The following is a 22,219-nucleotide window of genomic DNA, read 5'->3' on the forward strand; positions in this document are numbered from 1 at the left end:
CTCGATCATCCCATCTTCACGAAATGACCGGCGCTCGCGGGCTTCGGCGATACGCGGACACCGCTCGCGAGTCCGGAATCCACAGGCGCCACGGAACCTCCGCCGCGGTACTGACCCCCACCCGCGGTCCACTGACCCATTCCTTCGACTCCCCCAATTCGAGCCGAATCCGCGAGGCAGGGTTGAACACGTCTGTTCCGTTGTCCGCCAACGTGATTGCGACAGAAGCACCGAGATTACCCGGCCCTCTGGCCCATTGGTGAGATGGTCGATCCGGCGATCTCCGAGCAGACACCACATCGTGACCGGCCTCGATTTCGGCCGCTCGGAGCAGAACACCACCCGCGACACCATCCGGGCCGTACGAGATGTTCATACAAAAGTGCATTCCATAGCTGCGGTAGACGTAGAGACGCCCCGCCCGCCCGAACATCACGCTGTTCCGCGGCGTTCTCCCCCGATACGAATGTGCTGCCGGATCCGGCCATGGCCCGTCCTTCTCCCCTCCGTACGCCTCGACCTCGACGATCCTCAGCGAGATGTCGTCGACGGTCAGGGTCGAGCCGAGAATTGTCAGGCCCGCTTCCAACGGGTTCTCCACATTTTCCAAGGTCTCGATGCTCACCCTTCGATTGTGCCCACGCCGTTGACTCATCGGTCGGCCGAGTCGCATAATTCAACAAGTGATGAATTATTGAAACGAGGCGAACCGTGACCACAACGCCGGCAATAGATATCCGCGGACTACGAGTCGTTCGCGGCAAGCACGAAGTTCTTCACTCGCTTGACCTGCAGGTATCAGCAGGATCGATCACCGGACTGCTCGGCCCGTCCGGCTGCGGCAAGACAACCCTGATGCGCGCGATTGTCGGAACACAGATCGTCGAAAGTGGTGAGGTCAGAGTGCTGGGCGATCTCGCCGGTTCCGTTGCTCTTCGCCACCGGGTCGGATATGTCACCCAATCCCCCAGCGTGTACGGCGACCTGACGGTCACTCGAAACGTCCAGTACTTCGGCGCTCTTTACGGCAAGTCCGGCGCCGACGTCGCAGCAGCGGTCGACGCCGTCGGATTGAGCCGATACGCCGACCAGACCGCCGCCGATCTGTCTGGTGGTCAACGCGGGCGAGTCTCGCTGGCTTGCGCGTTGGTGGCGTCACCTGATGTGTTGATCCTCGACGAACCGACCGTCGGCCTCGATCCGGTGCTTCGCGTCGAATTGTGGGAACGATTCGCTGACCTTGCTCGCAGCGGAACCACCCTGTTGGTCTCCAGCCACGTCATGGATGAGGCCGACCACTGCGCTGAGCTGATCCTGATGCGAGACGGGCACCTCCTCGCTCAACTCACACCCGATGAATTGCGCGCCAAAACCAGATGTGAACGGCTCGAGGACGCCTTTCTCGAGCTGATTCGGACTTCACCCGTCGGAGGCGAAATATCATGAGCATCAGGATCTTCGGTGCTACGACCGTACGCATTCTGCTTCAGCTCCGCCAAGATCACCGCACGGTGGCCATGATCTTGTTGGTCCCGTCGTTACTGATGATTCTGCTCTATTTCCTCTACCAAGACGTCCCGACGCCACCCGGCCAGGTTTCGCTCTTCCAACGAGTGGCGATCACGATGTTGGGAATCTTGCCGTTTGTCGTCATGTTCCTGGTCACGTCCATCGCGATGCAACGCGAACGCAGTTCAGGCACACTCGAACGCCTGCTCACCACACCGATGGGCAAACTCGACCTTCTCGCCGGATACGGGGCGGCATTTTCGCTCTCCGCCGCCGCTCAGGCAGCCCTCGCGTGCGCGGTTGCTTTCGGATTCCTCGGACTCACCATCGCCGGCAGTCTTGCCTGGGTCATCGTCATTGCAGTTCTCGGCGCAATACTGGGCGTTGCGCTAGGCCTGTTGGCCAGCGCATTCGCGAAGACCGAGTTCCAAGCGGTGCAATTCATGCCGGTAGTTGTGGTTCCACAGCTCTTCCTCTGCGGACTCCTGGTACCGCGCGACCAATTGCCGACCTGGCTCGAATGGATCAGCAACGTCCTCCCCTTGAGCTACGCCGTCGACGCACTTCAGCAAGTGTCGATGCATGCCGACGCGACGGGTCAGATGTGGCGTGATCTCGCCGTCATGGCGGGCTTCGCCGCCGCCGCACTCTCGCTGGCCGCGGCCACACTCGATCGCCGCACTCCATGACCGACAAGGACACGAGTCCTGCACCGATTCGTTCGGGGCGACGACCGGGCAAGTCGGAGACTCGCGCGCAGATCCTCGATTCGGCGCGACGGGCGTTCTCCCAGAACGGTTTTCGACGAACAACCGTTCGATCGATAGCTGCGGCCGCTGACGTCGATCCGGCTATGATTCATCACCATTTCGGGAGCAAGGAGCAGTTGTTCACCGCTGCGATCGCGCTACCGATCGATCCAGCAAAGGTACTGGGACCGGTTCACACCTCCCCGACCGAAAACCTCGGCGAAAGCCTTCTCCGGGCGGTGATCGGGCTATGGGATTCGGAACACCAGCCGGCGATTCTGGCGGCTTTTCGATCAGCCATTTCCGGCGACGGATCGCAGTTGATCCAGAGCTTTCTGCTCGATGTCGTATTGCGCGACATCATTCCGCGGGTGGACACACCACCTGGTACCGGCTTGATCAGAGCGGAATTGGTGGCCTCTCAGATGGCCGGACTGCTTGTCACGCGATATGTGCTCGGACTCGAACCACTCGCATCATTGAGCGTTGACGCCTTGGTACCGCTGGTGGCGCCGAACCTCCAGCGGTACCTGACCGGTGAATTACCGATCTAGCCTTCAGCCCGCGCGAGCAACTTCTCGTGTTCGTCGTCCGCTACATCGCGTGCCTCGTCGATCAACAGAACGGGAATGCCGTTCTCGATCGGGTAGGCACGCCGCAGGCGCGGGTTGTAGAGCAACTCGTCCCCGACCAGCAGCAGCGGGCCTTTGTCCTGGGGGCAGGCCAAAATGCTGAGCAACGTCGAATCAATAGCCACGTGTGTCCTCTCGAACCGATCAAACAGAATGTCCTCAGGCTACCGTGCTCCGGTGCTCACCCTCGTCGGCATCAACTGCGCGGCAATTGCCTTGGTCAGCCGCTTGTACGACTGCGACTCGGAATCGAGGAACCAGGTCCGTGGCCCCGGCGCCGGCAATCCGGCCGCAGCCAAAGCAGTGGAGCTCGGACGGTACGACGAACCCACCGGGATCTCGTCAACCACGTGCACGATATCCGGACGAGCGTCGAAAGCGATGCGCGAGAGGGCCTCTGCAAGCTCGGCAGAACGGAACTGCCGCCCCGGACGCCAAGTCACGGCAGCGACCGCCAGCTGATGCGGCGCGTCACCGACTCCGTATGCGACGGCAAGATCCACCCGCGCCACACTCGACAACGCGTCGACGATCGGCTGGGTGAACACGGGACCGCGGACCGTGGAAATGACCGTGTTCTTGTGGTCGATCAGCCAGTAGTCGCCGTCGGCGTCCCGGCGGAAGAGATTTTCGGTGGGAATCCACGAATCGCCGGCTTGGAAGAGACCTCGCATGGCTCCGCCCGAGAGATCGGCGGTGAATCCCGCGCGCCCGAGCAGCAATCCGACCTCGTCTTCGGCGCACTCACGGACAAATCCGTTTCCGTTCTCGAGGAGCCGACCACTCAGCGGGTCGTATGCCGCCAACCGCACCTGCGCGCTACCCGGCAGTGGGCGCCCCTTGGAACCAACTTTGGAGCCTGCAACATTGGCAAGAATCACGTCGCCTTCGGTCGACGCATAGAACTCGAGTACCTGCGCGGGGTCGAACGCCTCCGTTGTCCGCTTCCACAGACCATGGGGCATGCCCGAACCGATGAACAGGCGGACCGGATGACTACCGTCGATGAGAAGAAGATCCTCGTCGAGTATCTCGCGCATCATCGACCACGTGTAACTCACGACCGTCACGCCGTAGCGGTGGATTTCCTCGACGAACCTCGCGGGGTTCAGTCCACGTGAGAGCGCAATGCGTGAGCCACCGGCCATGGCACCACCGATGGTCGCGAGCAGACTCGACGAATGATGGAGTGGTGCAAGGCAGTACACGGTGTCACCGCGATCGAGATCTGCCGCCGTGGCCGTGCCGAAGGCCGACAGTGCCCACCGGTAGTTGGTGATCTGCTTGGCTTCGAGCACACCGCCGGATTCCGCAAAGATGATGAAGGCGAGTTCGCGGGCGACACCGGGATCCGGTCGGTACCACCCGGGCAGATTGACCTTCGTCGGATCGATTTGTTCGAGATCGATCACGTCGTGTGACGGATCCACCTCGAGGCCACGGGCATCGCCGCCGCCGAGCACCAGTACCGGCCGACCGGTAACCACTGCAGCATCGACGTTTTCCGGATCGGTGATGATCCGATCGACCGACCCCAGCTTGACCGCCGCCGTGATGTCGGAGCCTGGCGGAAGCATGACCGCGACGGCACCAAGTCGCGACAGGGCCGCGATGGCCGCGAGTGCGCTGGGGCGGGTCTCCATCAGGACACCGACATGCGCTGCCGGACGCACTCCCACGGAGATCAATCCACGCACGACATTGTCGATACGCGCGTTGACCGCTTCATAGGTGTGCACGCGATTGTCGAAGAGGAAGCACTCGCCGTTCGGCGCCTTTCGACGCTGCTCCGCCAGCAACTGGCTCAGCGAGATTTTGGTGTGCGGCTGAATCTGGTTGAGTCGAGCCAGACGTGGCAACGCTCGTGCCGCTTCTCCCGACAATTCGAAAGTGCCGCGCAACGCACCGGCGGCAAGGTCACTGATTCCCTTGGTGACTCCTGCACCTACTTCAGCGACCGAGGCGACGGTGTGGATGATCCGATTGCTGATCGACACACCGGTCTGGTCTTCGAGGTCGGCGCCGTAGACCATGTTCGCGATACGGTCCGGGAGGGGTCCACCCGTCTCGGTCCACTGTACGAATTCACCGGTGGTCGGCCAGGTGTGATTGGCCGCGGTGGAACCGACAACCAAACCGAAATGGCCTGCACGCAAGGTAGATTCGTAGACCTTCGCCCGCGGAGCGGCTTGACTGATGCCTCGAACCGCTTGCGGCTGGCCGATGTCGTCGACCTCACCGACGAATGCCAGGATGGGGCAGGTGATCTCGGCGAGCGAGACCAATTGATCCTTGATGACGAACCCACCTGTCATCATTCGGTTGTGCACGATGAACTGCTTGAGCAGTTCGGCTACCGCGGGCCCCGACCACGCGACCCAACCCTCGGTCGCGAGGAAGCGGCGTTGCTGCTCCCGCGGAAGCAACGCCTCACGGTCGTGCAGTTGAAGCAGAAAGTCGACGCGCATCTTCAGCGTCTTCACGGGATCGAGCAACTGGAACCCGGTACGGGCCATCCACCCGGTGACCGCCAGGCGATTGAAGACGTGATCGGCGAGGAAATCTGCACCCTTGGTTGCCAATCCCGCCGGGATGCCGAAGGGTAGCGCGGCGAGTGTGTCGACCGGACTGCCGAAGGTGATGACGCTGGCGATGTTTCGACTACGCCGATACGCGGCAGCCTGATAGGCGAACATGCCACCCTGCGAATAACCGGAGATGTGAACATCTTTTCCGGTGTGACGGTGGATGTGATCGACGATGTCGCTGAGAGCGATGATGTGATCGGCGAGGTTACGATCCCAACCGCCCTCTTCGGAGTCGGGCGAACCGAAATCGACGACCCAGGGATCAAGGCCCATCTCGTGCAGAATTCCCACAGCGCCCTGGTCACGGGTCACGTCGTACACGTTCGCCGACATCATCATCGGCGGGATCAGCAAGATCGGTGCGCCGACGGTTTCCGGGTCACTGTCCGGGAAGTAGCGCCGTAGCCGATACATCGCTGCGCGTTCGACGATCTCGAACGGCGACGTGGTCGCATCCGTTTCCAGCCCACCCAACCGGACGACCTCGAGGCCGTTTTGTGCTGTCGCAACCACCCGACGAATCGGGCCCAGCACAGACTTGGAATTCAATCCCACCATTTCACTCCCAAGTTACTCACCATGTGACGTCAGTCTCATTTTTCCCGCGCGCGACAAGCCTACTGACGGCGAATACGCGTACGCGGTCAGGGAGCAAATTCTGCTACCTGACCGCGTACGACCGAAGGACTACTGCCGAAAAGAGAGCGACAACACTCGTGACCGCGAGGTCACAGGGTCCATTCCCGCAGTGACTGCGCCACTGCTTTGACTCCGTCCAGCTGCTCGGCAACCCGCACCCCCGCAGTGCCGCCTCGCGCGTTGCGCGAAGCAATGGAACCCTCGACTGTCAGCACCTCACGAACAGCGGGTGTCAGCGCGCTGTCGACGCCGGCCAGTTCCTCGTCGGTGAGATCTTCGAGTCCGACCCCTCGTGCTTCGGCGACACGCACGCACGCTCCGGCAGCCTCGTGGGCAACCCGGAACGGCACGCCCTGACGCACCATCCACTCCGCGATGTCGGTGGCCAACGTGAACCCTGCCGGAGCTAGTTCCGCCATGCGTTCGGTGTGGAACTCGAGCGTCTGCACCAGACCGGTGATGGCCGGGAGCAGCATCTCGAGCTGCGCAACCGAGTCGAAAACCGGTTCCTTGTCCTCTTGCAGATCGCGGTTGTACGCCAGCGGCTGAGCCTTGAGCGTCGCCAACAATCCGGTCAGGTTGCCGATCAAACGACCCGACTTACCGCGCGTCAGTTCCGAGACATCCGGATTCTTCTTCTGCGGCATGATCGACGATCCCGTCGACCACGCGTCGGCAAGCGTGATGTAGCCGAATTCCGGTGTGCTCCAGATGATGATCTCTTCCGCCATGCGGGAGAGGTCGACACCGATCATCGCAAGCACGAACGCTGCCTCGGCCGCAAAATCACGCGAAGCGGTTGCGTCGATCGAGTTCTCGGCCGAGCTGTCGAACTTCAATTCCGCTGCAATGGCTTCGGGGTCGAGACCGAGCGAGGAACCGGCGAGTGCACCGGAACCGTACGGGGACACCGCAGCTCGCACGTCGAAGTCGCGAAGGCGCTGCACGTCGCGCAACAACGGATGTGCGTGAGCGAGCAGGTGATGCGCCAACAGGACCGGCTGAGCCGCCTGCAGGTGCGTCTTGCCCGGCATCACGGCATCCGGATGGGCCCCGGCCTGAGTCGCCAAAGCATCGACCACGTCGAGAACGCCGGTGGAGATGCGGCGGACCGCATCCCGAAGCCACATGCGGAACAGCGTGGCCACCTGGTCGTTGCGCGAACGTCCAGCACGCAGGCGCCCACCGACCTCAGGCCCGACACGCTCGATCAGACCGCGCTCGAGTGCGCCGTGTACGTCCTCGTCCGAATCACTGGGCCCGAAGGCGCCACTGGCGACATCTGCCGCCAGACGGTCGAGACCGTCGAGCATCGTCGCGAGGTCGGCTTCGCTGAGCAGACCGGCCTTGTTCAGCACACGCGCATGCGCCTGCGACGCCCGCACGTCGTACGGAGCGAGGACCCAGTCGAAGTGAGTCGACTTGCTCAGCGCCGCCATGGCAGCGGCCGGTCCGGACTCGAACCGCCCGCCCCACAGCGCACCTTCGTTGGTGCCGTGTTTTTGAGCGTCTCCGTCACCGCGAGCCGTCATGGCTCAGAGTCCCAGATCGCGCTTCGCGGCGACCTTCGACGACAGACCGTGGATCTCGACGAAGCCCTTCGATGCGGACTGGTCGAAGCTGTCGCCCTCGTCGTACGTCGCGAGGTTGAAGTCGTAGAGCGACTCCGGGCTGCGACGACCGTTGACGGTGATGGCTCCACCGTGCAGGAAGAGACGGATGTCGCCGGTAACGCGTTCCTGCGTCTTGTTGACGAACGTGTCCAGTGCGTCCTTGAGGGGCGAGAACCAGAGGCCGTCGTAGACCAGCTCGGACCAACGCTGCTCCATCTGACGCTTGTAGCGACCGAGTTCGCGTTCGAGGGTGACGTGTTCGAGTTCCTGGTGCGCGGTGATGAGAACCATGGCGCCGGGAGCTTCGTAGATCTCACGGCTCTTGATGCCCACGAGACGGTCCTCGACGACGTCGAGACGGCCGACGCCCTGTGCGCCTGCGCGCTTGTTCAGTTCCTGAATGGCTTCGAGAACCGACACCGGGCGGCCGTCGATGGCGACCGGGCGGCCCTTGTCGAAGCTGATGATGAGCTCGTCGGGTGCGTTCCAGTTGACCGTCGGGTCCTGGGTGTAGTCGTAGACGTCCTTCGTCGGCGCGTTCCACAGATCCTCGAGGAATCCGGTCTCGACGGCGCGGCCCCAGACGTTCTGGTCGATCGAGAACGGCGACTTCTTGGAGACGTTGATCGGGATGTTGTTCTCTTCGGCGAAGGCGATGGCCTTCTCGCGGGTCCAGGCGTAGTCGCGGACCGGTGCGATGACCTGAAGGTCGGGTGCGAGGGCGCCGAATCCGACCTCGAAGCGAACCTGGTCGTTGCCCTTACCGGTGCAACCGTGCGAGACGATGGTGCCGCCGTGCGAGCGTGCAGCTTCGACGATGTGCTTGACGATCAGCGGACGGCTGATGGCCGAGACGAGCGGGTAGCGGTCCATGTACAGGGCGTTGGCCGCGATGGTCGGCAGGCAGTATTCGTCCGCGAACTCGTCGCGGGCGTCGACGACAACGGATTCGACTGCGCCGCAGTCGATCGCGCGCTGACGCACGACCTCCATGTCCTCGCCACCCTGCCCCAGATCGATGGCGACGGCGACAACTTCAGCGCCCGTCTCCTTACCGATCCAACTGATGGCAACAGAAGTGTCCAGCCCGCCCGAGTAGGCGAGTACGACGCGATCGGCCATGGTTTTTGTGCTCCTTCGGTTGAAAATCTCTATCAAAGAATAAGGGGTCAGGCGAGCGATTCGATCATGGCCGCGAGTTCCGCTCCGGAAAGCGGTTCCCGGGCCACTACGAAGATGGTGTCATCTCCGGCGATCGTGCCCACGATGTCCGGCATCGAGGACCGATCCAGTGCGCTCGCGAGGTAGTGCGCGGCTCCCGGCGGTGTCCGGAGGATCGCCATGTTGCCGCTGAAATCGGTGGAGACCAACAACTCACCCAACAGCCGTGAGAGGCGGTCGGTGCCGCCGGCCACACCGCGTACCGGGTTCCCGTCCTCCGGCACCACGTAAACACCGGCGCCGCCGTCGGCGGCACGCAGTTTCACCGCTCCCAGCTCTTCGAGGTCACGCGAGAGCGTCGCCTGCGTTGCTTCGATGCCCTCGGCACCGAGCAAGGCCGCCAGCTCCGTCTGACTTCGGACAGGGTGAGCCGCCAGAAGCGCGATGATGCGCGACTGGCGACCAGCCCGAGTGGGAGCGACGCTCACGCCGGGTCCAGTTGGGTTCGCTGTTCCAGCAGCCACACGAGCAATGCCTTCTGGGCGTGCAGACGGTTCTCCGCCTCGTCCCAGACAACACTCTGCGGCCCGTCGAGAACCTCGTCGGTGACTTCTTCGCCGCGATGCGCGGGCAGGCAGTGCAGGACGACGGCCTTCGGATCTGCCTTTGCGAGCAGCTCCTTGTTGATCTGGAACGGACGGAAAGGTCCGACCCGATCGAGTCCGTCGTTCTCCTGACCCATCGAGGTCCAGGTGTCGGTGACCAACGCGTCGGCGCCGACGACGCCGGCCTGTGGGTCCTGCGTCAGGGTGATGGTCGCGCCGGTTTCCTCGGCGCGTTTGCGTGCTGCTGCCACGACCCAGTCCGCCGGTTCGAAGCCGGCGGGGCTTGCGATGGTGACGTCTATGCCTGCGGTCACTCCGCCGAGCATCAGCGAGTGAGCCATGTTGTTGGCGCCGTCGCCCAGGTAGGTCAGCTTCAGCCCCTTGAGCTCACCCTTCTGTTCGATCAGCGTTTGCAGATCGGCCAGAACCTGACAGGGATGAAATTCGTCGGACAATGCATTGACGATGGGAATCGTTGCACCCGTTGCCATTTGCTCCAAGCGCTTCTGGCCGAACGTGCGCCACACGACGGCGTCGACATAACGGGAGAGTACGCGTCCGGTGTCCGCCAACGTCTCTTCACGACCGAGTTGAGTGCTGCGCCCGTCTACGACGACAGCGTGGCCGCCCATCTGTGCGATGCCCATCTCGAACGAGAAACGTGTACGCGTCGAGTTCTTCTCGAAGATGACACCGACTCCGCGGGGACCCTCGAGCGGACGCCGAGCGAATGGGTCCTTCTTGAGAATCGCTGCGAGTTCGAGAACTTCGGCCTGCTGCGCAGGAGTCAGATCGTCGTCCCTGAGAAAGTGTTTCACCACGGTAGTCACTTCTCCCCCGGCTGGTCAGCCGATAGTGCGCTGTCGAAGATGGCAGGTAGTGCTGCCACGAAGGTTTCGGCCTGCTCGTCCGTGAGGATGAGCGGCGGCGCCAACCGGATCACTCCGGGTTGCGCTGCATTCACAAGGTACCCGGCTTCGCGCGCTGCGTTTTCCACTGCCGGCGCGACGTCCTCGGTCAGCACGACACCCAGCAACAGTCCTGATCCCCGTACGTAGTCGACCAACGGATGGCCCAGATCTTCGATGCCCGCCGAGATCGATTTACCCAAGCTGTCGGCGCGTGAGATCAGGTCTTCCGCTGCAATGGTTTTCAGCACGGCAAGTGCCGCCGCAGCACACACCGGATTGCCACCGAACGTCGTACCGTGCTTACCAGGTCCGAACAACTCGGCCGTTGCCCCGGTCGCGATGCAGGCGCCGATCGGCATTCCTCCACCGAGCCCCTTCGCGAGAGTGATGACGTCCGGGACGATGCCGACTGCCTGATGGGCGTAGAACCAGCCGGTCCGGCCGATGCCGGTCTGCACTTCGTCGAGCACGAGAAGTGCACCGCGCTCGGCGGTGATCCGCCGAGCCTCGACGAGGTATCCCTCGGGTGGCACCACGACGCCGCCCTCACCCATGATCGGTTCGAGGAACACAGCGGCGGTGTCGGAATCGACGGCCTGCTCGAGTGCCTCGACGTCGCCGTACGGCACGAACTCGACACCGGCGGGCATCGGTTCGAACGGCGCCCGCTTGGCCGGCTGACCCGTCAGAGCGAGTGCCCCCATCGTGCGACCGTGGAAGGAGCCTTCGGCTGCGATGATCTTCTTCCGGCCGGTGGCGCGAGCGAGCTTGAAGGCAGCCTCGTTCGCCTCGGTACCGGAGTTGCAGAAGAACGCGCGCCCGGTGACGTTGCCGAGATGAGCGAGCAGCTGCTCCGCCAACTCGACGACCGGCTCGCTGGCGTACAGGTTGGACACGTGGCCGAGTGTCGACAACTGAGTAGTCACGGCTTCGACGACGGCCGGATGTCCGTGTCCGAGGATGTTGACGGCGATTCCGGCCAGGAAGTCGACGTACTGCTTGCCGTCGGCGTCGGTGAGTACGGCGCCGTCACCGCGGACGAGAGCAACCCGGGGTACGCCGTAATTGTTCATCAGCGAAGCGGACCACCGCTGCTGCAGATCGATCGTGCTCATGAGATAGCTCCCTGCTGGGGACCGGCGACCGAGGAACCCGGCACGACCATCGTGCCGATTCCTTCACCGGTGAAAAGTTCGAGTAGGACTGAATGTTCGAGCCGACCGTCGATCACGTGCGCCGACGGCACACCTCCGCGCACCGCGCGAAGGCAGGCCTCCATCTTGGGCACCATGCCGGCATCGAGACTCGGCAACAACTGAGCAAGGGCGTCGGTGTCGATCTCGGTGGCCAGCGAGGATCGGTCCGGCCAATCGGTGTACAGGCCCTCGACGTCGGTGAGGACAACGAGCTTCTCGGCACCGATCGCCTCGGCCAGTGCTGCAGCAGCGGTATCGGCGTTGATGTTGTGGACGACGCCGTCGGCGTCGGGCGCGATGGTCGAGACCACCGGAATACGTCCTGCCGCAATGAGATCGAGTACCGCGTCTGGGTTCACGGTAGTGACGTCTCCGACCAGGCCGATGTCGGTCTGCTCCCCCTCGACCGCAACAGTGCGTCGAGTAGCGGTGAACAAGTGCGCATCCTCACCGGAGATACCGACCGCGTACGGACCGTGCGCGTTGATCAGCCCGACGAGTTCACGGCCCACCTGACCGAAGAGCACCATCCGGACGACGTCCATCACCTCGGGCGTCGTGACCCGGAAACCACCGCGGAACTCACCCTTCATGCCAAGGCGTGCCAGCATCGCGTTGATCTGCGGGCCACCGCCGTGCACGACGACGGGATGGATGCCGACAGTCCTCAGGAACGCCATGTCGGCGGCAAATGCCGTTTTGAGCGTCTCGTCGATCATGGCGTTTCCGCCGTACTTGACCACGACCACCTTGTCGCGGAATCGCTGCAGCCACGGCAGCGCGTCGGCAAGGACATGCGCTTTCTGATGCTCGCTGATCACGGGATACGTCTCGGTCATGACGAATACGCCGAGTTCTCTTCGACGTAAGCATGCGAGAGGTCCGTGGTGCGAATGCTCACGGACTCGTTGCCGATTCCCAGATCGATGTCGAGTTCGATGTCGATCCCACTCAGGTCCACCTCACGCGCCCCCGGAGCACCGACGCCGTCGATGCAGACGGGACTCCCGTTGAAGGACACACTGATTCGATCGGGATCGAGCTCGATGGGAGCGATACCCACTGCGGCGAGAACGCGACCCCAATTGGGATCGGAACCGAAAAGCGCTGTCTTGACCAGGCTGTCGCGGGCGATGGTCCGGGCGCCGATCAACGCATCGGACTCGGACGCCGCGCCGCGAACCGTCACCTTGACCCGCTTGGTGACACCCTCGGCGTCTGCCATCAACTGATCCGCGAGATCATCACACACGGCCAGCACTGCGGCGTTCAGTTCGTCCTGCGTCGGCGTGACACCGCTGGCGCCGGAGGCCAACAGGAGCACTGTGTCGTTGGTGGACGTGGCGCCGTCGACGTCGAGGCGATCGAAGCTCAGGTGGGTGGCGGCGCGCAGAGCGGTATCGAGCTGATCCGCCGTTGCGACAGCATCGGTCGTGACGACGCACAGCATGGTGGCCAGCGCAGGCGCGAGCATGCCTGCGCCCTTGGCCATTCCGCCGACGTTCCATTTGTTCGCGTGGTGCAGCGACGCCTGCTTCGGCACGGTATCGGTGGTCATGATCGCGTATGCCGCGTCGGTGCCGCCGGAGATTCCGCCGGCCAGTTCGTGCACCACCTCGGTGACACCGGGGATCAGCTTGTCCATGGGCAAGCGGTCACCGATAAGTCCGGTCGAACAGACAGCGACCTCGATCGCGCCCGTCTCGGTGCCCCAATTACTCAGTGCCGAAGCAACTTCCTCGGCAGTCTTGTGTGCATCCTGGAATCCACCCGCGCCCGTGCAGGCGTTCGCGCCGCCCGAGTTGAGCACCACCGCGCGCAGCTTGCCCGTCGTCAGGACCTGCTGAGACCAGAGCACCGGAGCTGCCTTGACCTTGTTCAGGGTGAAGACGCCGGCAGCGGCCAGATCGGGTCCCTCGTTGAGCACCAATGCGAGGTCCGACTTGCCACTCTTCTTGATACCGGCAGCAATTCCGGCACCGCGGAATCCGGCAGGTGCGGTGACGCCCTGCGTGCGGAGCAGACGTCCCCCGGCGACGTGAACCACGTCTGCAACGGTCGCGTCAGGCTCGATTGCGTTGTCGATCTGCTGCGGATTGTCGGTGCTCACGGAGCTACTCCCACGGTAGAGAGACCTGCGGTCTCGGGTAGGCCAAGGGCGAGATTCATCGATTGCACCGCGCCACCGGCGGTGCCCTTGGTGAGATTGTCGATTGCCGAGATGACAACGAGCTGACCGGCGTCGGCGTCAACGGTGACCCCGATCTGCACGGCATTGGATCCGATCACGGCACCGGTCTGCGGGAAGACTCCGGCAGGCAGTACGTGGATGAACGGCTCGTCGTTGTATGCCTTGTCGTAGATTTCGCGCGCTTGCTCTTCGGTGGCCGTGGTGGCTGCCGTGCAGGTCGCGAGGATGCCGCGCGGCATGGGCGCGAGGACTGGAGTGAAGGAGACACTGATGTCCTTGCCGCCTGCGGCCGAGAGATTCTGAATGATCTCAGGGGTGTGGCGATGGACGCCGCCGACGCCGTACGCACGGACGGAGCCCATGACCTCGGAACCCAGCAGATCAGCCTTCGGTGCCCGGCCGGCGCCCGAAGTGCCACTGACCGCAACCACGTTCACGTGTGAGTCCACGATCCCCGCGGCAACGGCGGGGGCCAGCGCGAGGCTCGCTGCCGTCGGGTAGCAGCCCGGAACGGCGATGCGGGTTGCGCCTACCAATTTCTCACGGGCACCGGGCAATTCAGGAAGACCGTAGGGCCAGGTGCCGGCATGAGCGCTCTTGTAGTACTTCTCCCAGGCTGCGGGATCCTGCAGCCGGAAGTCCGCGCCGCAGTCAATGATGACCGTCGACTCGGGCAGCAACTTGGCGTACTGAGCCGAATTTCCGTGTGGGAGACCGAGGAAGACGACGTCGTGACCCGAGAGGATCTCGACAGTGGTCTCTTCGAGTACCCGCGACGAGAGTGGAAGCAAGTGCGGATGATGCTCACCGAGCGTCGAACCGGCGTTGCCACCGGCGGTCAGCGAACCGATAACCAGGCTGCCGTCGACATAGGAGGGGTGCCCGAGAAGCAGACGCAGAACCTCACCACCGGCGTACCCACTGGCGCCGGCAACGGCGACTCTGATCGGCTTGCGTGCGTTCTCGGTCGTACCACCTTCAGTCATGTCACACAGTATGCATCATTGTGCATCGGAATGCATAATTACTTACCCATGGATCGCCGGATCTCCTCGAGCTTGGCCTTTGCGGCCTTCTGGCGCTCGTCCCACTGCTCGTCGACGGACTTTCCGACAGGACTCTCGTGCGCCAGTTCGGACGAACCTATTGAAGTACCGAAGCGCCCCTCTATCTTCTCCCGAACGCGGTCGAAAGTGGGCACTCCCCCTTCGGTGTAGTCGGGTTCGGGAATTCTCGGATCGGTCGCAAGTACCACCGGGACGTCGATGATCTCGTCGACCTCCACAACGGTGTCGGGCAGTTCGACTTCTTCGGCGTCGGTGATCTCGTTCTCGTCCTCGACGCGGTTCGGCTCGAGGCTCGCGGCAGCGGTGTCCACCACGGAAAGAAGGACCGACAAACTCGGACGACGCTCGACCACTGCGCGGACGACCGCGAGGAAGTCCTTGTCGTCGAGTGCACTGGCGGCCTCGACTACCTGGTGCACGGACCCATCATGTTCGGACCCATCATTTCGTGACACTGTCAGTCCCTTCTCGAAAACGCCGACGGACAATTCCGATCCTTCCACGACCGTCCGTCGAAGGGGTCAGCGTGACGCGAGATACGCGGCAAACGCTTCCTCGCTCGAATATTCGGGGACGTATCCGAACTGTTCCTTGAGCCGCCGATTGTCGAGAACCGGTCGGTACTGGAGAAATCCGACGCGCTCCGGACCGTGTTCCGTTACACCCAATCGCCGTCCGACGCGTAGAACGCCTCGCAACAACCATGCAGGAAGCGTCACCGTGCTCTTGCCCATCCGGGAAGCCAACTCGTCGACGGTCAGCACGCCGTCGCCCGCGACATTGAAGATGCCCACTTGGTTTCCGGTCACGGCCTCCGCAAAAGCGCCCGCGACATCGGTGTGCCAGACGAAGACGAAGGGGCTGTCGCTCCCGGCAACCTTGAGCAGCTTGCGGCGATCGAACAACGCGGTGATCTGATTGTCGACGCTCTCGCCCAAGATCGTGCCGATCCGGAAGACAACTTGTTCCAACTCCGGGTGTTCGACGCGATATTCGGCGAGCATCTCCTCGACCAGGCGTTTGTGGCGACTGTATGTGAATTCGTCGTTGCCTCGGACAGGTACGTCCTCGGTGATCCACGGTGGGTTGTCGGAGTGGTAGCCGTACGCCGCTCCGGACGAAGACACGACGACCCGTCCAACCCCGTGTTCGACGCAGGCCGCGAGCACGTTTCGTGTCCCGTCGACGTCGACGCGGTACTCCTGCTCTGCTGTCGTTTTCTTGCCGGGATTCACGATGGACGCAAGGTGGATCACGACGTTCGGTCGGTACTGACCGAACACCCGCCCCAATTCTGTGGGGTCGCAGACGTCCACCCTGACGCGGCGGATGCGATCGTCCGGCGTGTCCTTGACCGTGAGGTCGACACAGACGACGGTGATGCCCTGCGCGATCAGTGCGTCGATGACAGCGGTACCCAGGAACCCGTTTCCGCCCGTGACGAGTGCGACGGTCATGCCGGTACCGCCTTTCGGGCGCGTCGCTTGGACCAGATCGTCGCCAGAGCCAACCCGGCGATGATGTCCCAGATCCCCCACCAGCCGGCCACGATGGCCATGCCACCGAGCCCGTCGAAGAACGTGAACACCAGGCCAAGCCCCAGCCCGGCATTGCGGATGCCGACCTCGAAAGAGACGGCGCGACGGCTGTATTCGTTCAACCCGGTGACGGCGCCGCAGAAGTATCCCAGTGCGAGGGCAACCGTGTCGTGCAGGAAGACCGCGAGCAGTACCACCCCGATGTGGTCGACGAAGTACGACGCATTCCCCGACACACCCGCGACGATGAAGATCAACAACGCCACCAACGAACCGTTTTTCACCCAAGGCTGCGCTTTCGCGGCGATCTCCGGGAACTTTTGTGCCGCCCAGATGCCGAGAACGAACGGCACGCCGATGATCAGGGCGATTTGCGCGACCATCTCGAGCGCATTCAGGTTCACGGACTGCAACAGAGCGTCGGTCTCCGGGCGTCGGCTCCCCCAGAACGCGAGATTGAGCGGCATGAGGAAGATCGCGAGGACGTTCGACACCGCCGTCATGGACACCGAGAGTGCGACGTCGCCGCCCGCCCGGTGAGTCAGGACATTCGAGATATTGCCCGGCGGGCAGCACGCCACCAGGATCATGCCGAGCGCTACCGAGGGAGCGGGCGAGAGAATCAGCGTCAGCAGAAAAGTCACTGCCGGCAGCAGCAGGAACTGGGCAGCGATACCCACCGCCATCGCCTTGGGTTTGGTGAGCGCACGACGAAAGTCGTCGACCGAGGTGTCGAGGGCGATCCCCAGCATGATCGCGGCCAGCACCACGTTGAGGATCATCAACGATCCCGGGTTGAAGTTGAGCACCACGTCGTCGATCGGCATCACTGTCCTCCCTTCGTCAGAGCGGCATCAAGCAGTCCGATGTGTCGCTTGATCGCCGATCGGTAGGCGTCCTTGTTCACGTAGTAGGCCATTCGTCCCAACTTCAGGTACTTGTATCCCCCGGACAGATCGGGAGGAGGACCGGCCGCCGCCGCCGAGAATTCCCGCGCCGCGGCGGGGGCTTCGGTACGTGCGGTGATCAATTTGGCCACCAACTCGGCCTGCTCGAAACGGCCCTGCCATCCGAGACCGGATGCTTCGACCATGCCGAGAACAAAGAGATTGTCGTGGCGGCGACTCGCGACGTTGAGGAACAGGTCCGGGGCAGCGCCCGACCAGTCCAAGTCCTCGCGCGCGATGAAGGGATAGTCGAGGTGATACCCCGTGGCGCAGAGAACGAGGTCGTAGTCGGCAGACGATCCGTCGACAAACCGCACCGTCCTCCCCTCGAACCGGTCGACGTCGGCGCGCACGTGCACATCACCGTGCCCGATGTGGTGCAGGATCAACGAGTTCACGACCGGATGCGATTCGTAGATCTTGTAGTCCGGTGCCGGAAATCCGAACCGCACCGGATCACCCGTGAACTGCTTGAGTACCAAGGTGTCGACGCGTTGTTTGATCCACGGCGGCAACGGCTTTCCCTGATTCAAGGTGTCCGAGGGCCGGCCGAACAGATACTTGGGGACGAAGTAGTAGCCTCGCCGAACGCTCAGGTCGACGCACTCGGCCTGGTGGACGGCATCGACGGCGATGTCGCATCCACTGTTGCCCGCCCCGATGACCAGTACCTTCTTCCCGCGGAAGATCTCGGCGCTGCGGTACTGGCTCGTGTGCATCAACGTGCCGGTGAAGTCGCCCCGGAAAGTCGGCATGTTCGGCTTCGACAGCGTTCCGTTCGCGATGATCACGCCTCGATACCGCGCGACTGTTGTCTCACCGCTGCGACTGCGCGTGGTGACCTGCCACAGCGAATCGACCGGCGAAACGTCGGCGACGGTAGTGCCGAAGGCAAAGTGCCTGCGAAGATCGTGAGTATCGGCGTAGTCGCGGAAATAATCGGCAAGTTCGACGTGGCTCGGGTAGTCGGCCACCGAATCCGCCATCGGGAACTCCGCGAATGCGGTGGTGCCCTTCGAAGAGATGAGGTGCGCCGACTCGTAGACGGTGCTGTGCGGGTTGTCGATGTCCCAGAGCCCACCGACGTCGTCGTGGCTCTCGAAGCCGTCGAACGCTATCCCGGCCCGATCGAGGTTTCGCGCGCCGGCCAATCCAGACGGGCCCGCTCCGATCAGCGCGTACTTCTCCTCTGTGATCATCCGTCGAGCGTCGCAGATAGTCCGAATCTTGCAGAAATATGCCGGATAATGACGTTATGAGCGCACCAGATACCGGCAACGGTCGCGGGATAGATGAAATCGATCTGAGGATAATCAATGCGCTCCAGCTCGCACCGCGATCGAAGTGGCTTTCGTTGGCCGGACCACTCGAACTCGACGCCGCGACTCTCGCCCGTCGTTGGAATCGACTCTCCGAATCGTCGTTGGCCTGGGTCACGGTCACTCCAGGGCCACAGGTCCTGGGCAGCATCGTCACAGCGATCATCGAAATCGATTGCTCACCTGCTCTTCTCGACACCGTCGCGGCACGGCTGACTCGCTCGGCTCACGCCGTGACCATCGAAGCATCAACGGGCAGAGCAGATCTGCTCGTCACAGCCGGTACCGCGGACCTGGCGTCGATGTCGCGCTTCATCTCGGAAGACGTCGCAACGATCGACGGTGTACTGGCGACACGAACCTCGATCATCACACGCTGGTTCACCGAAGGTGGGCGATGGAGACTCAATGCGCTGGCACCGTCCGAGAAGGGTGTGCTGACCACCAGCGAAAACCGTACTGCCGTGCGCGCTCGGCCGACCGGGATATCCGAACAGGATCGCAAGGTTCTGACGAAGCTCGCTTACGACGGGCGCACTCCCATGAAGGAACTGGCCGACGCGATCGGTGTCAGTCCCGCTGCGTGCAAACGCCAGATCGACCGGCTCACGTCTTCGGGGTTGGTGGCGCTGCGGTGTGAATTCGCGCGGCCGCTGGCCGGGCTTCCCGTGCTCGCCACTTTGTGGTGCCGCGTCGAACCCGAGCTTCTCGATACGGCGGGACGAGTGCTGAGCCGAGCGCCGGAAGTCCGAAACTGTTTCGCGGTGGTGGGCGCCGACAACCTGGTGGTTCAGTTGTGGCTGCATTCTCCTGCAGAACTCGATGCATTCGAAACTCGTCTGCGCAAGGAGATTCCGGGTCTTTGCGTCACGGAACGATCCATCGTGCTGTATCTGCGCAAACTGCTCGGCCACGTGCTCGACCAGCAAGGGCGACGGACGGACACCGTTGCGCCAGATGTGTGGCTTTCCGATTCACCTCAGTCGAAAAGCCGATAACACGACAGAGCCCACGCCACCGGCAACGGTCGTGGGCTCTGTGATCAGTTGAGGAAATCAGCCACGCATCTGCGCACCGACAGCCTTGGAAGCCGCCTCCACTGCTGCATCGCGCGCGGCACTCGCCTCGTCCTCGGTCAGCGTCCGGTCGACACCACGGAATCGCAATGCGAACGCGAGCGACTTGCGGCCTTCACCGACCTGCTCGCCCTCGAAGACGTCGAAGAGGCGAATGTCTTCGAGAAGTTCGCCGCCGCCGGAACGCAGAGCTTCCTGGACCTTCGCCGCAGGAATATCGCGATCGACAACAACCGCCACGTCCTGGAGCACTGCGGGGAAGGGCGAAATGCGCGGCGCCGGCAGGTTCTCGACCAACGGCAAAGCGTCGAGGTCGATCTCCAGTGCACAAGTGCGCGCAGGCAATCCCGCACGCTCGAGAACAGCCGGATGCAGTTCGCCCGCATGACCGACTACGTTGCCGTCAACGACAACCTCGGCGCAACGGCCGGGATGCCACGGCAGGTACTGCGCCGCACGCAGTTCCACCTCGACGCCTGCTGCAGCTGCAATGACCCGCACTGCTGCAAAAGTGTCCGAAGCCTCGGCCTGACGGCCAGGACCCCAGGGGCCGCTCGGCTCACGCAAACCACTCAACACTGCAGCGATGTGCACGGGCTGAGCCGGCAACGACGCGATCAGGTTCGCGATCTGCTCGTCCGTCGGACGACGATCCACCGGCAATGCATCCACCGGCTTGGTGTCGGGGCCCGGCAGGACGACCTGCGCGATGCCGTACAGCGACAGATCACGCTGACCGCGAGAAGCGTTGCGAGCCAGGATCTCCAGCAGACCCGGGAGCAGCGTGGTCGCCAACTCCGGACGATCGGCTTCGAGCGGGTTGAGGACCTTGCTGGTGTTGCGGCGCGGATCATCCGCGTCGAGGCCCCAGACGTCGAAGACGTTCGTCGGCAGGAAGACCGGAGGAAGGACCTCGACGTAACCGGCGTGAGCCACGGCCTTCGAGACCGTGCGCTTTCGCCGCTGCGACGGAGTCAACCCACGTCCGGCCGGAGCGGCGGGAAGCACAGACGGGATCTGCTCGAGACCTTCGAGGCGAAGAACTTCCTCGACGAGGTCCGCAGGCTGCACCAGGTCCGGACGCCACGACGGCGGCGTCGCGACCAACTGGCCGTGTCCTTCTTCGCTGACGCCGACCTCGACGTTGCAGCCAACCTGGGTGAGGCGGCGAGCTGCGGTGCCGTTGGGGTACGTGACTCCGGCGACACGGTCGGGCAGGTCGATATCCATGCGAATGGCAGCGCGAGGGGCAACATCGCCCACGTCGGTCAGGACCGGTTCGATCCGTCCGCCGGCAATCTCGACCAGCAGAGCGGCTGCGCGGTCGACGGCCGCGAGCGGAATCGCCGGATCGACGACGCGCTCGAAACGCTTGCTCGCCTCACTCGGCAGCTTGTGCCGGCGCGCCGTCTTGAAGACTGCGAGCGGATCCCAGGTAGCTCCTTCGAGGAGGATGTCCGTCGTTGCCGTTCCCACCTCGGTGGTTGCGCCGCCCATGACGGCAGCCAGCGAGATGACTCCGGAATCGTCAGCGATGACAACGTCTTCGGGATCGAGCGTGCGTTCGACGTCGTCGAGCGTCGTCAGCTTCTCCCCCGCCTTGGCGCGACGGACCACCAGGTCGCCCTGCACCGAGGTCGCATCGAACGCGTGCAGAGGCTGACCGAGTTCGAGCATCACGTAGTTGGTGACGTCGACGGCCGGCGAGATCGGGCGAACACCCGAGAGCAGAAGTCGACGCTGCAGCCACCACGGGCTCACTGCCTGCGGATCGATACCCGTGATCTTCCGCATCACGAAACGCGAAGCCTTGGACTCCGGTTCGAGGCGCACCGGCCAGGCTTCACCCTCAGCCGGGTGCGCGGGAACCGAAGCGGGATCGGCATATTCGAGATCGAAGCCGCACGCGAGCTCTCGCGTGAGACCGCGGACCGAGAAGCAGTAGCCACGGTCCGGGGTGATGTTCAGTTCGATGATCGTGTCACCGAGACCGAGCAACTCGTTGCCGTCGGCGCCGGGTTCGGCGGTGCCGGGCTCGAGCACCAAGATGCCCGAATGGTCTTTGCCGATACCGAGTTCCGAGACGGAGCAGATCATGCCGTCGGACACCTGGCCGTACGTCTTGCGAGTGGCGATTTCGAATCCGCCGGGCAGCACCGCGCCGGGCAACGCAACGACGACGAGGTCACCCTCGTTGAAATTGCGCGCGCCACAGACGATGCCGCGAGGCTCGGGTTCGCCGACCTCGACCTGGCAGAAGCGGATCGGCTTCTTGAACTCGGTCAGTTCGGTGATGGAGACGACCTTGCCGACGACCAACGGGCCGTCGATCGCCTCGAGTGTGTCGAGTTCCTCGACTTCGAGTCCCACCCGGACGAACCCGGCGTCCAGCTCTTCCGGGGTCACCTCCCAGTTGGGAGTTGCCCGCTGCAGGATCTCGGTCAGCCAGGATTGCGCTACTCGCACGTCTGCTCAGCT

Annotated in this window: 20 protein-coding genes; 4 read left to right on the forward strand and 16 right to left on the reverse strand. The window is 63.3% G+C overall.

The window, feature by feature from the left end:
* Positions 1 to 16: 16 nt before the first annotated feature.
* On the reverse strand, positions 17 to 625 hold the full coding sequence (locus KTR60_RS15600) for a DNA-3-methyladenine glycosylase (RefSeq protein ID WP_003944023.1): 609 nt from the start codon (positions 623 to 625) through the stop codon (positions 17 to 19).
* Positions 626 to 711: 86 nt separating this feature from the next.
* On the opposite strand from KTR60_RS15600, the gene KTR60_RS15605 reads away from it, so the two are divergent.
* From KTR60_RS15605 to KTR60_RS15615, 3 genes are read left to right on the forward strand one after another with little or no spacing between them, the layout of a single operon-like run.
* Positions 712 to 1,446, forward strand: coding sequence for an ABC transporter ATP-binding protein (locus KTR60_RS15605; RefSeq protein ID WP_007736198.1), 735 nt, complete (start codon positions 712 to 714; stop codon positions 1,444 to 1,446).
* Entirely contained in the window at positions 1,443 to 2,198 is a 756-nt protein-coding gene (locus KTR60_RS15610) for an ABC transporter permease (protein WP_003944033.1), read from the forward strand. Before KTR60_RS15605 ends, KTR60_RS15610 begins: the two co-directional genes overlap by 4 nt.
* A complete protein-coding gene (locus KTR60_RS15615) occupies positions 2,195 to 2,812 on the forward strand; it encodes a TetR family transcriptional regulator (RefSeq protein ID WP_007736202.1) in 618 nt (205 codons plus the stop codon). The genes KTR60_RS15610 and KTR60_RS15615 overlap by 4 nt, the downstream gene beginning before the upstream one ends.
* Here the strand turns inward: KTR60_RS15615 and KTR60_RS15620 are convergent.
* From KTR60_RS15620 to KTR60_RS15685, 14 genes are all read right to left on the reverse strand, one after another.
* Positions 2,809 to 3,015, reverse strand: coding sequence for a Trm112 family protein (locus KTR60_RS15620; protein WP_003944045.1), 207 nt, complete (start codon positions 3,013 to 3,015; stop codon positions 2,809 to 2,811). The genes KTR60_RS15615 and KTR60_RS15620 overlap by 4 nt on opposite strands.
* 39 nt (positions 3,016 to 3,054) lie before the next feature.
* Positions 3,055 to 6,036, reverse strand: coding sequence for an acyl-CoA synthetase (locus tag KTR60_RS15625; protein ID WP_007736206.1), 2,982 nt, complete (start codon positions 6,034 to 6,036; stop codon positions 3,055 to 3,057).
* Between the two features lie 170 nt (positions 6,037 to 6,206).
* Positions 6,207 to 7,649, reverse strand: a complete 1,443-nt coding sequence (argH, locus tag KTR60_RS15630) for an argininosuccinate lyase (RefSeq protein WP_042450495.1) — start codon at positions 7,647 to 7,649, stop codon at positions 6,207 to 6,209.
* Positions 7,650 to 7,652: 3 nt separating this feature from the next.
* Positions 7,653 to 8,852: an argininosuccinate synthase gene (locus tag KTR60_RS15635; RefSeq protein WP_007736221.1), complete on the reverse strand. Its 1,200-nt coding sequence runs from the start codon at positions 8,850 to 8,852 to the stop codon at positions 7,653 to 7,655.
* A 47-nt stretch (positions 8,853 to 8,899) separates the two neighbouring features.
* The gene (locus KTR60_RS15640; protein ID WP_007736224.1) at positions 8,900 to 9,379 is read right to left on the reverse strand and encodes an arginine repressor; all 480 of its coding nucleotides are present in this window, start codon (positions 9,377 to 9,379) and stop codon (positions 8,900 to 8,902) included.
* Positions 9,376 to 10,326: an ornithine carbamoyltransferase gene (argF, locus tag KTR60_RS15645; protein ID WP_021334039.1), complete on the reverse strand. Its 951-nt coding sequence runs from the start codon at positions 10,324 to 10,326 to the stop codon at positions 9,376 to 9,378. The genes KTR60_RS15640 and argF overlap by 4 nt, the downstream gene beginning before the upstream one ends.
* Positions 10,323 to 11,522: an acetylornithine transaminase gene (locus tag KTR60_RS15650; protein ID WP_007736227.1), complete on the reverse strand. Its 1,200-nt coding sequence runs from the start codon at positions 11,520 to 11,522 to the stop codon at positions 10,323 to 10,325. Before KTR60_RS15650 ends, argF begins: the two co-directional genes overlap by 4 nt.
* Entirely contained in the window at positions 11,519 to 12,442 is a 924-nt protein-coding gene (gene argB / locus KTR60_RS15655; protein WP_125051139.1) for an acetylglutamate kinase, read from the reverse strand. The genes KTR60_RS15650 and argB overlap by 4 nt, the downstream gene beginning before the upstream one ends.
* The gene (argJ, locus tag KTR60_RS15660; RefSeq protein WP_050656537.1) at positions 12,439 to 13,677 is read right to left on the reverse strand and encodes a bifunctional glutamate N-acetyltransferase/amino-acid acetyltransferase ArgJ; all 1,239 of its coding nucleotides are present in this window, start codon (positions 13,675 to 13,677) and stop codon (positions 12,439 to 12,441) included. The genes argB and argJ overlap by 4 nt, the downstream gene beginning before the upstream one ends.
* A gap of 32 nt (positions 13,678 to 13,709) precedes the next feature.
* A complete protein-coding gene (argC, locus tag KTR60_RS15665; RefSeq protein ID WP_063316068.1) occupies positions 13,710 to 14,780 on the reverse strand; it encodes an N-acetyl-gamma-glutamyl-phosphate reductase in 1,071 nt (356 codons plus the stop codon).
* Positions 14,781 to 14,818: 38 nt separating this feature from the next.
* Entirely contained in the window at positions 14,819 to 15,280 is a 462-nt protein-coding gene (locus KTR60_RS15670) for a hypothetical protein (protein ID WP_058037536.1), read from the reverse strand.
* A gap of 102 nt (positions 15,281 to 15,382) precedes the next feature.
* On the reverse strand, positions 15,383 to 16,318 hold the full coding sequence (locus KTR60_RS15675) for an SDR family oxidoreductase (RefSeq protein WP_228401011.1): 936 nt from the start codon (positions 16,316 to 16,318) through the stop codon (positions 15,383 to 15,385).
* Positions 16,315 to 17,226, reverse strand: a complete 912-nt coding sequence (locus KTR60_RS15680) for a bile acid:sodium symporter family protein (RefSeq protein WP_228401012.1) — start codon at positions 17,224 to 17,226, stop codon at positions 16,315 to 16,317. The genes KTR60_RS15675 and KTR60_RS15680 overlap by 4 nt, the downstream gene beginning before the upstream one ends.
* Positions 17,226 to 18,545 carry a flavin-containing monooxygenase gene (locus KTR60_RS15685; RefSeq protein WP_003944004.1) on the reverse strand — a complete coding sequence of 440 codons (1,320 nt, stop codon included), beginning with the start codon at positions 18,543 to 18,545 and terminating at the stop codon, positions 17,226 to 17,228. Before KTR60_RS15685 ends, KTR60_RS15680 begins: the two co-directional genes overlap by 1 nt.
* A 56-nt stretch (positions 18,546 to 18,601) precedes the next feature.
* Between KTR60_RS15685 and KTR60_RS15690 the strand changes: the two genes are divergently transcribed.
* Complete coding sequence (locus KTR60_RS15690; RefSeq protein ID WP_228401013.1) at positions 18,602 to 19,663, forward strand: Lrp/AsnC family transcriptional regulator; 1,062 nt, start codon at positions 18,602 to 18,604, stop codon at positions 19,661 to 19,663.
* Between the two features lie 57 nt (positions 19,664 to 19,720).
* On the opposite strand, the gene pheT is transcribed toward KTR60_RS15690, so the two are convergent.
* The gene (pheT, locus tag KTR60_RS15695) at positions 19,721 to 22,207 is read right to left on the reverse strand and encodes a phenylalanine--tRNA ligase subunit beta (RefSeq protein WP_047270468.1); all 2,487 of its coding nucleotides are present in this window, start codon (positions 22,205 to 22,207) and stop codon (positions 19,721 to 19,723) included.
* Between the last annotated feature and the right edge of the window lie 12 nt (positions 22,208 to 22,219).

The sequence above is a fragment of the Rhodococcus sp. C1 genome, from assembly GCF_020809065.1.
Taxonomy (GTDB): Bacteria; Actinomycetota; Actinomycetes; order Mycobacteriales; family Mycobacteriaceae; genus Rhodococcus_F; species Rhodococcus_F qingshengii.

Coding starts and splice junctions, on each gene's coding strand:
- KTR60_RS15610 (WP_003944033.1), top strand. CDS start 1,443: ATGAGCATCAGGATCTTCGGTGCTACGACCGTACGCATTCTGCTTCAG.
- KTR60_RS15615 (WP_007736202.1), top strand. CDS start 2,195: ATGACCGACAAGGACACGAGTCCTGCACCGATTCGTTCGGGGCGACGA.
- KTR60_RS15625 (WP_007736206.1), bottom strand. CDS start 6,036: ATGGTGGGATTGAATTCCAAGTCTGTGCTGGGCCCGATTCGTCGGGTG.
- argH (WP_042450495.1), bottom strand. CDS start 7,649: ATGACGGCTCGCGGTGACGGAGACGCTCAAAAACACGGCACCAACGAA.
- KTR60_RS15635 (WP_007736221.1), bottom strand. CDS start 8,852: ATGGCCGATCGCGTCGTACTCGCCTACTCGGGCGGGCTGGACACTTCT.
- KTR60_RS15650 (WP_007736227.1), bottom strand. CDS start 11,522: ATGAGCACGATCGATCTGCAGCAGCGGTGGTCCGCTTCGCTGATGAAC.
- argB (WP_125051139.1), bottom strand. CDS start 12,442: ATGACCGAGACGTATCCCGTGATCAGCGAGCATCAGAAAGCGCATGTC.
- argC (WP_063316068.1), bottom strand. CDS start 14,780: ATGACTGAAGGTGGTACGACCGAGAACGCACGCAAGCCGATCAGAGTC.
- KTR60_RS15675 (WP_228401011.1), bottom strand. CDS start 16,318: ATGACCGTCGCACTCGTCACGGGCGGAAACGGGTTCCTGGGTACCGCT.
- KTR60_RS15680 (WP_228401012.1), bottom strand. CDS start 17,226: ATGCCGATCGACGACGTGGTGCTCAACTTCAACCCGGGATCGTTGATG.
- KTR60_RS15685 (WP_003944004.1), bottom strand. CDS start 18,545: ATGATCACAGAGGAGAAGTACGCGCTGATCGGAGCGGGCCCGTCTGGA.
- KTR60_RS15690 (WP_228401013.1), top strand. CDS start 18,602: ATGAGCGCACCAGATACCGGCAACGGTCGCGGGATAGATGAAATCGAT.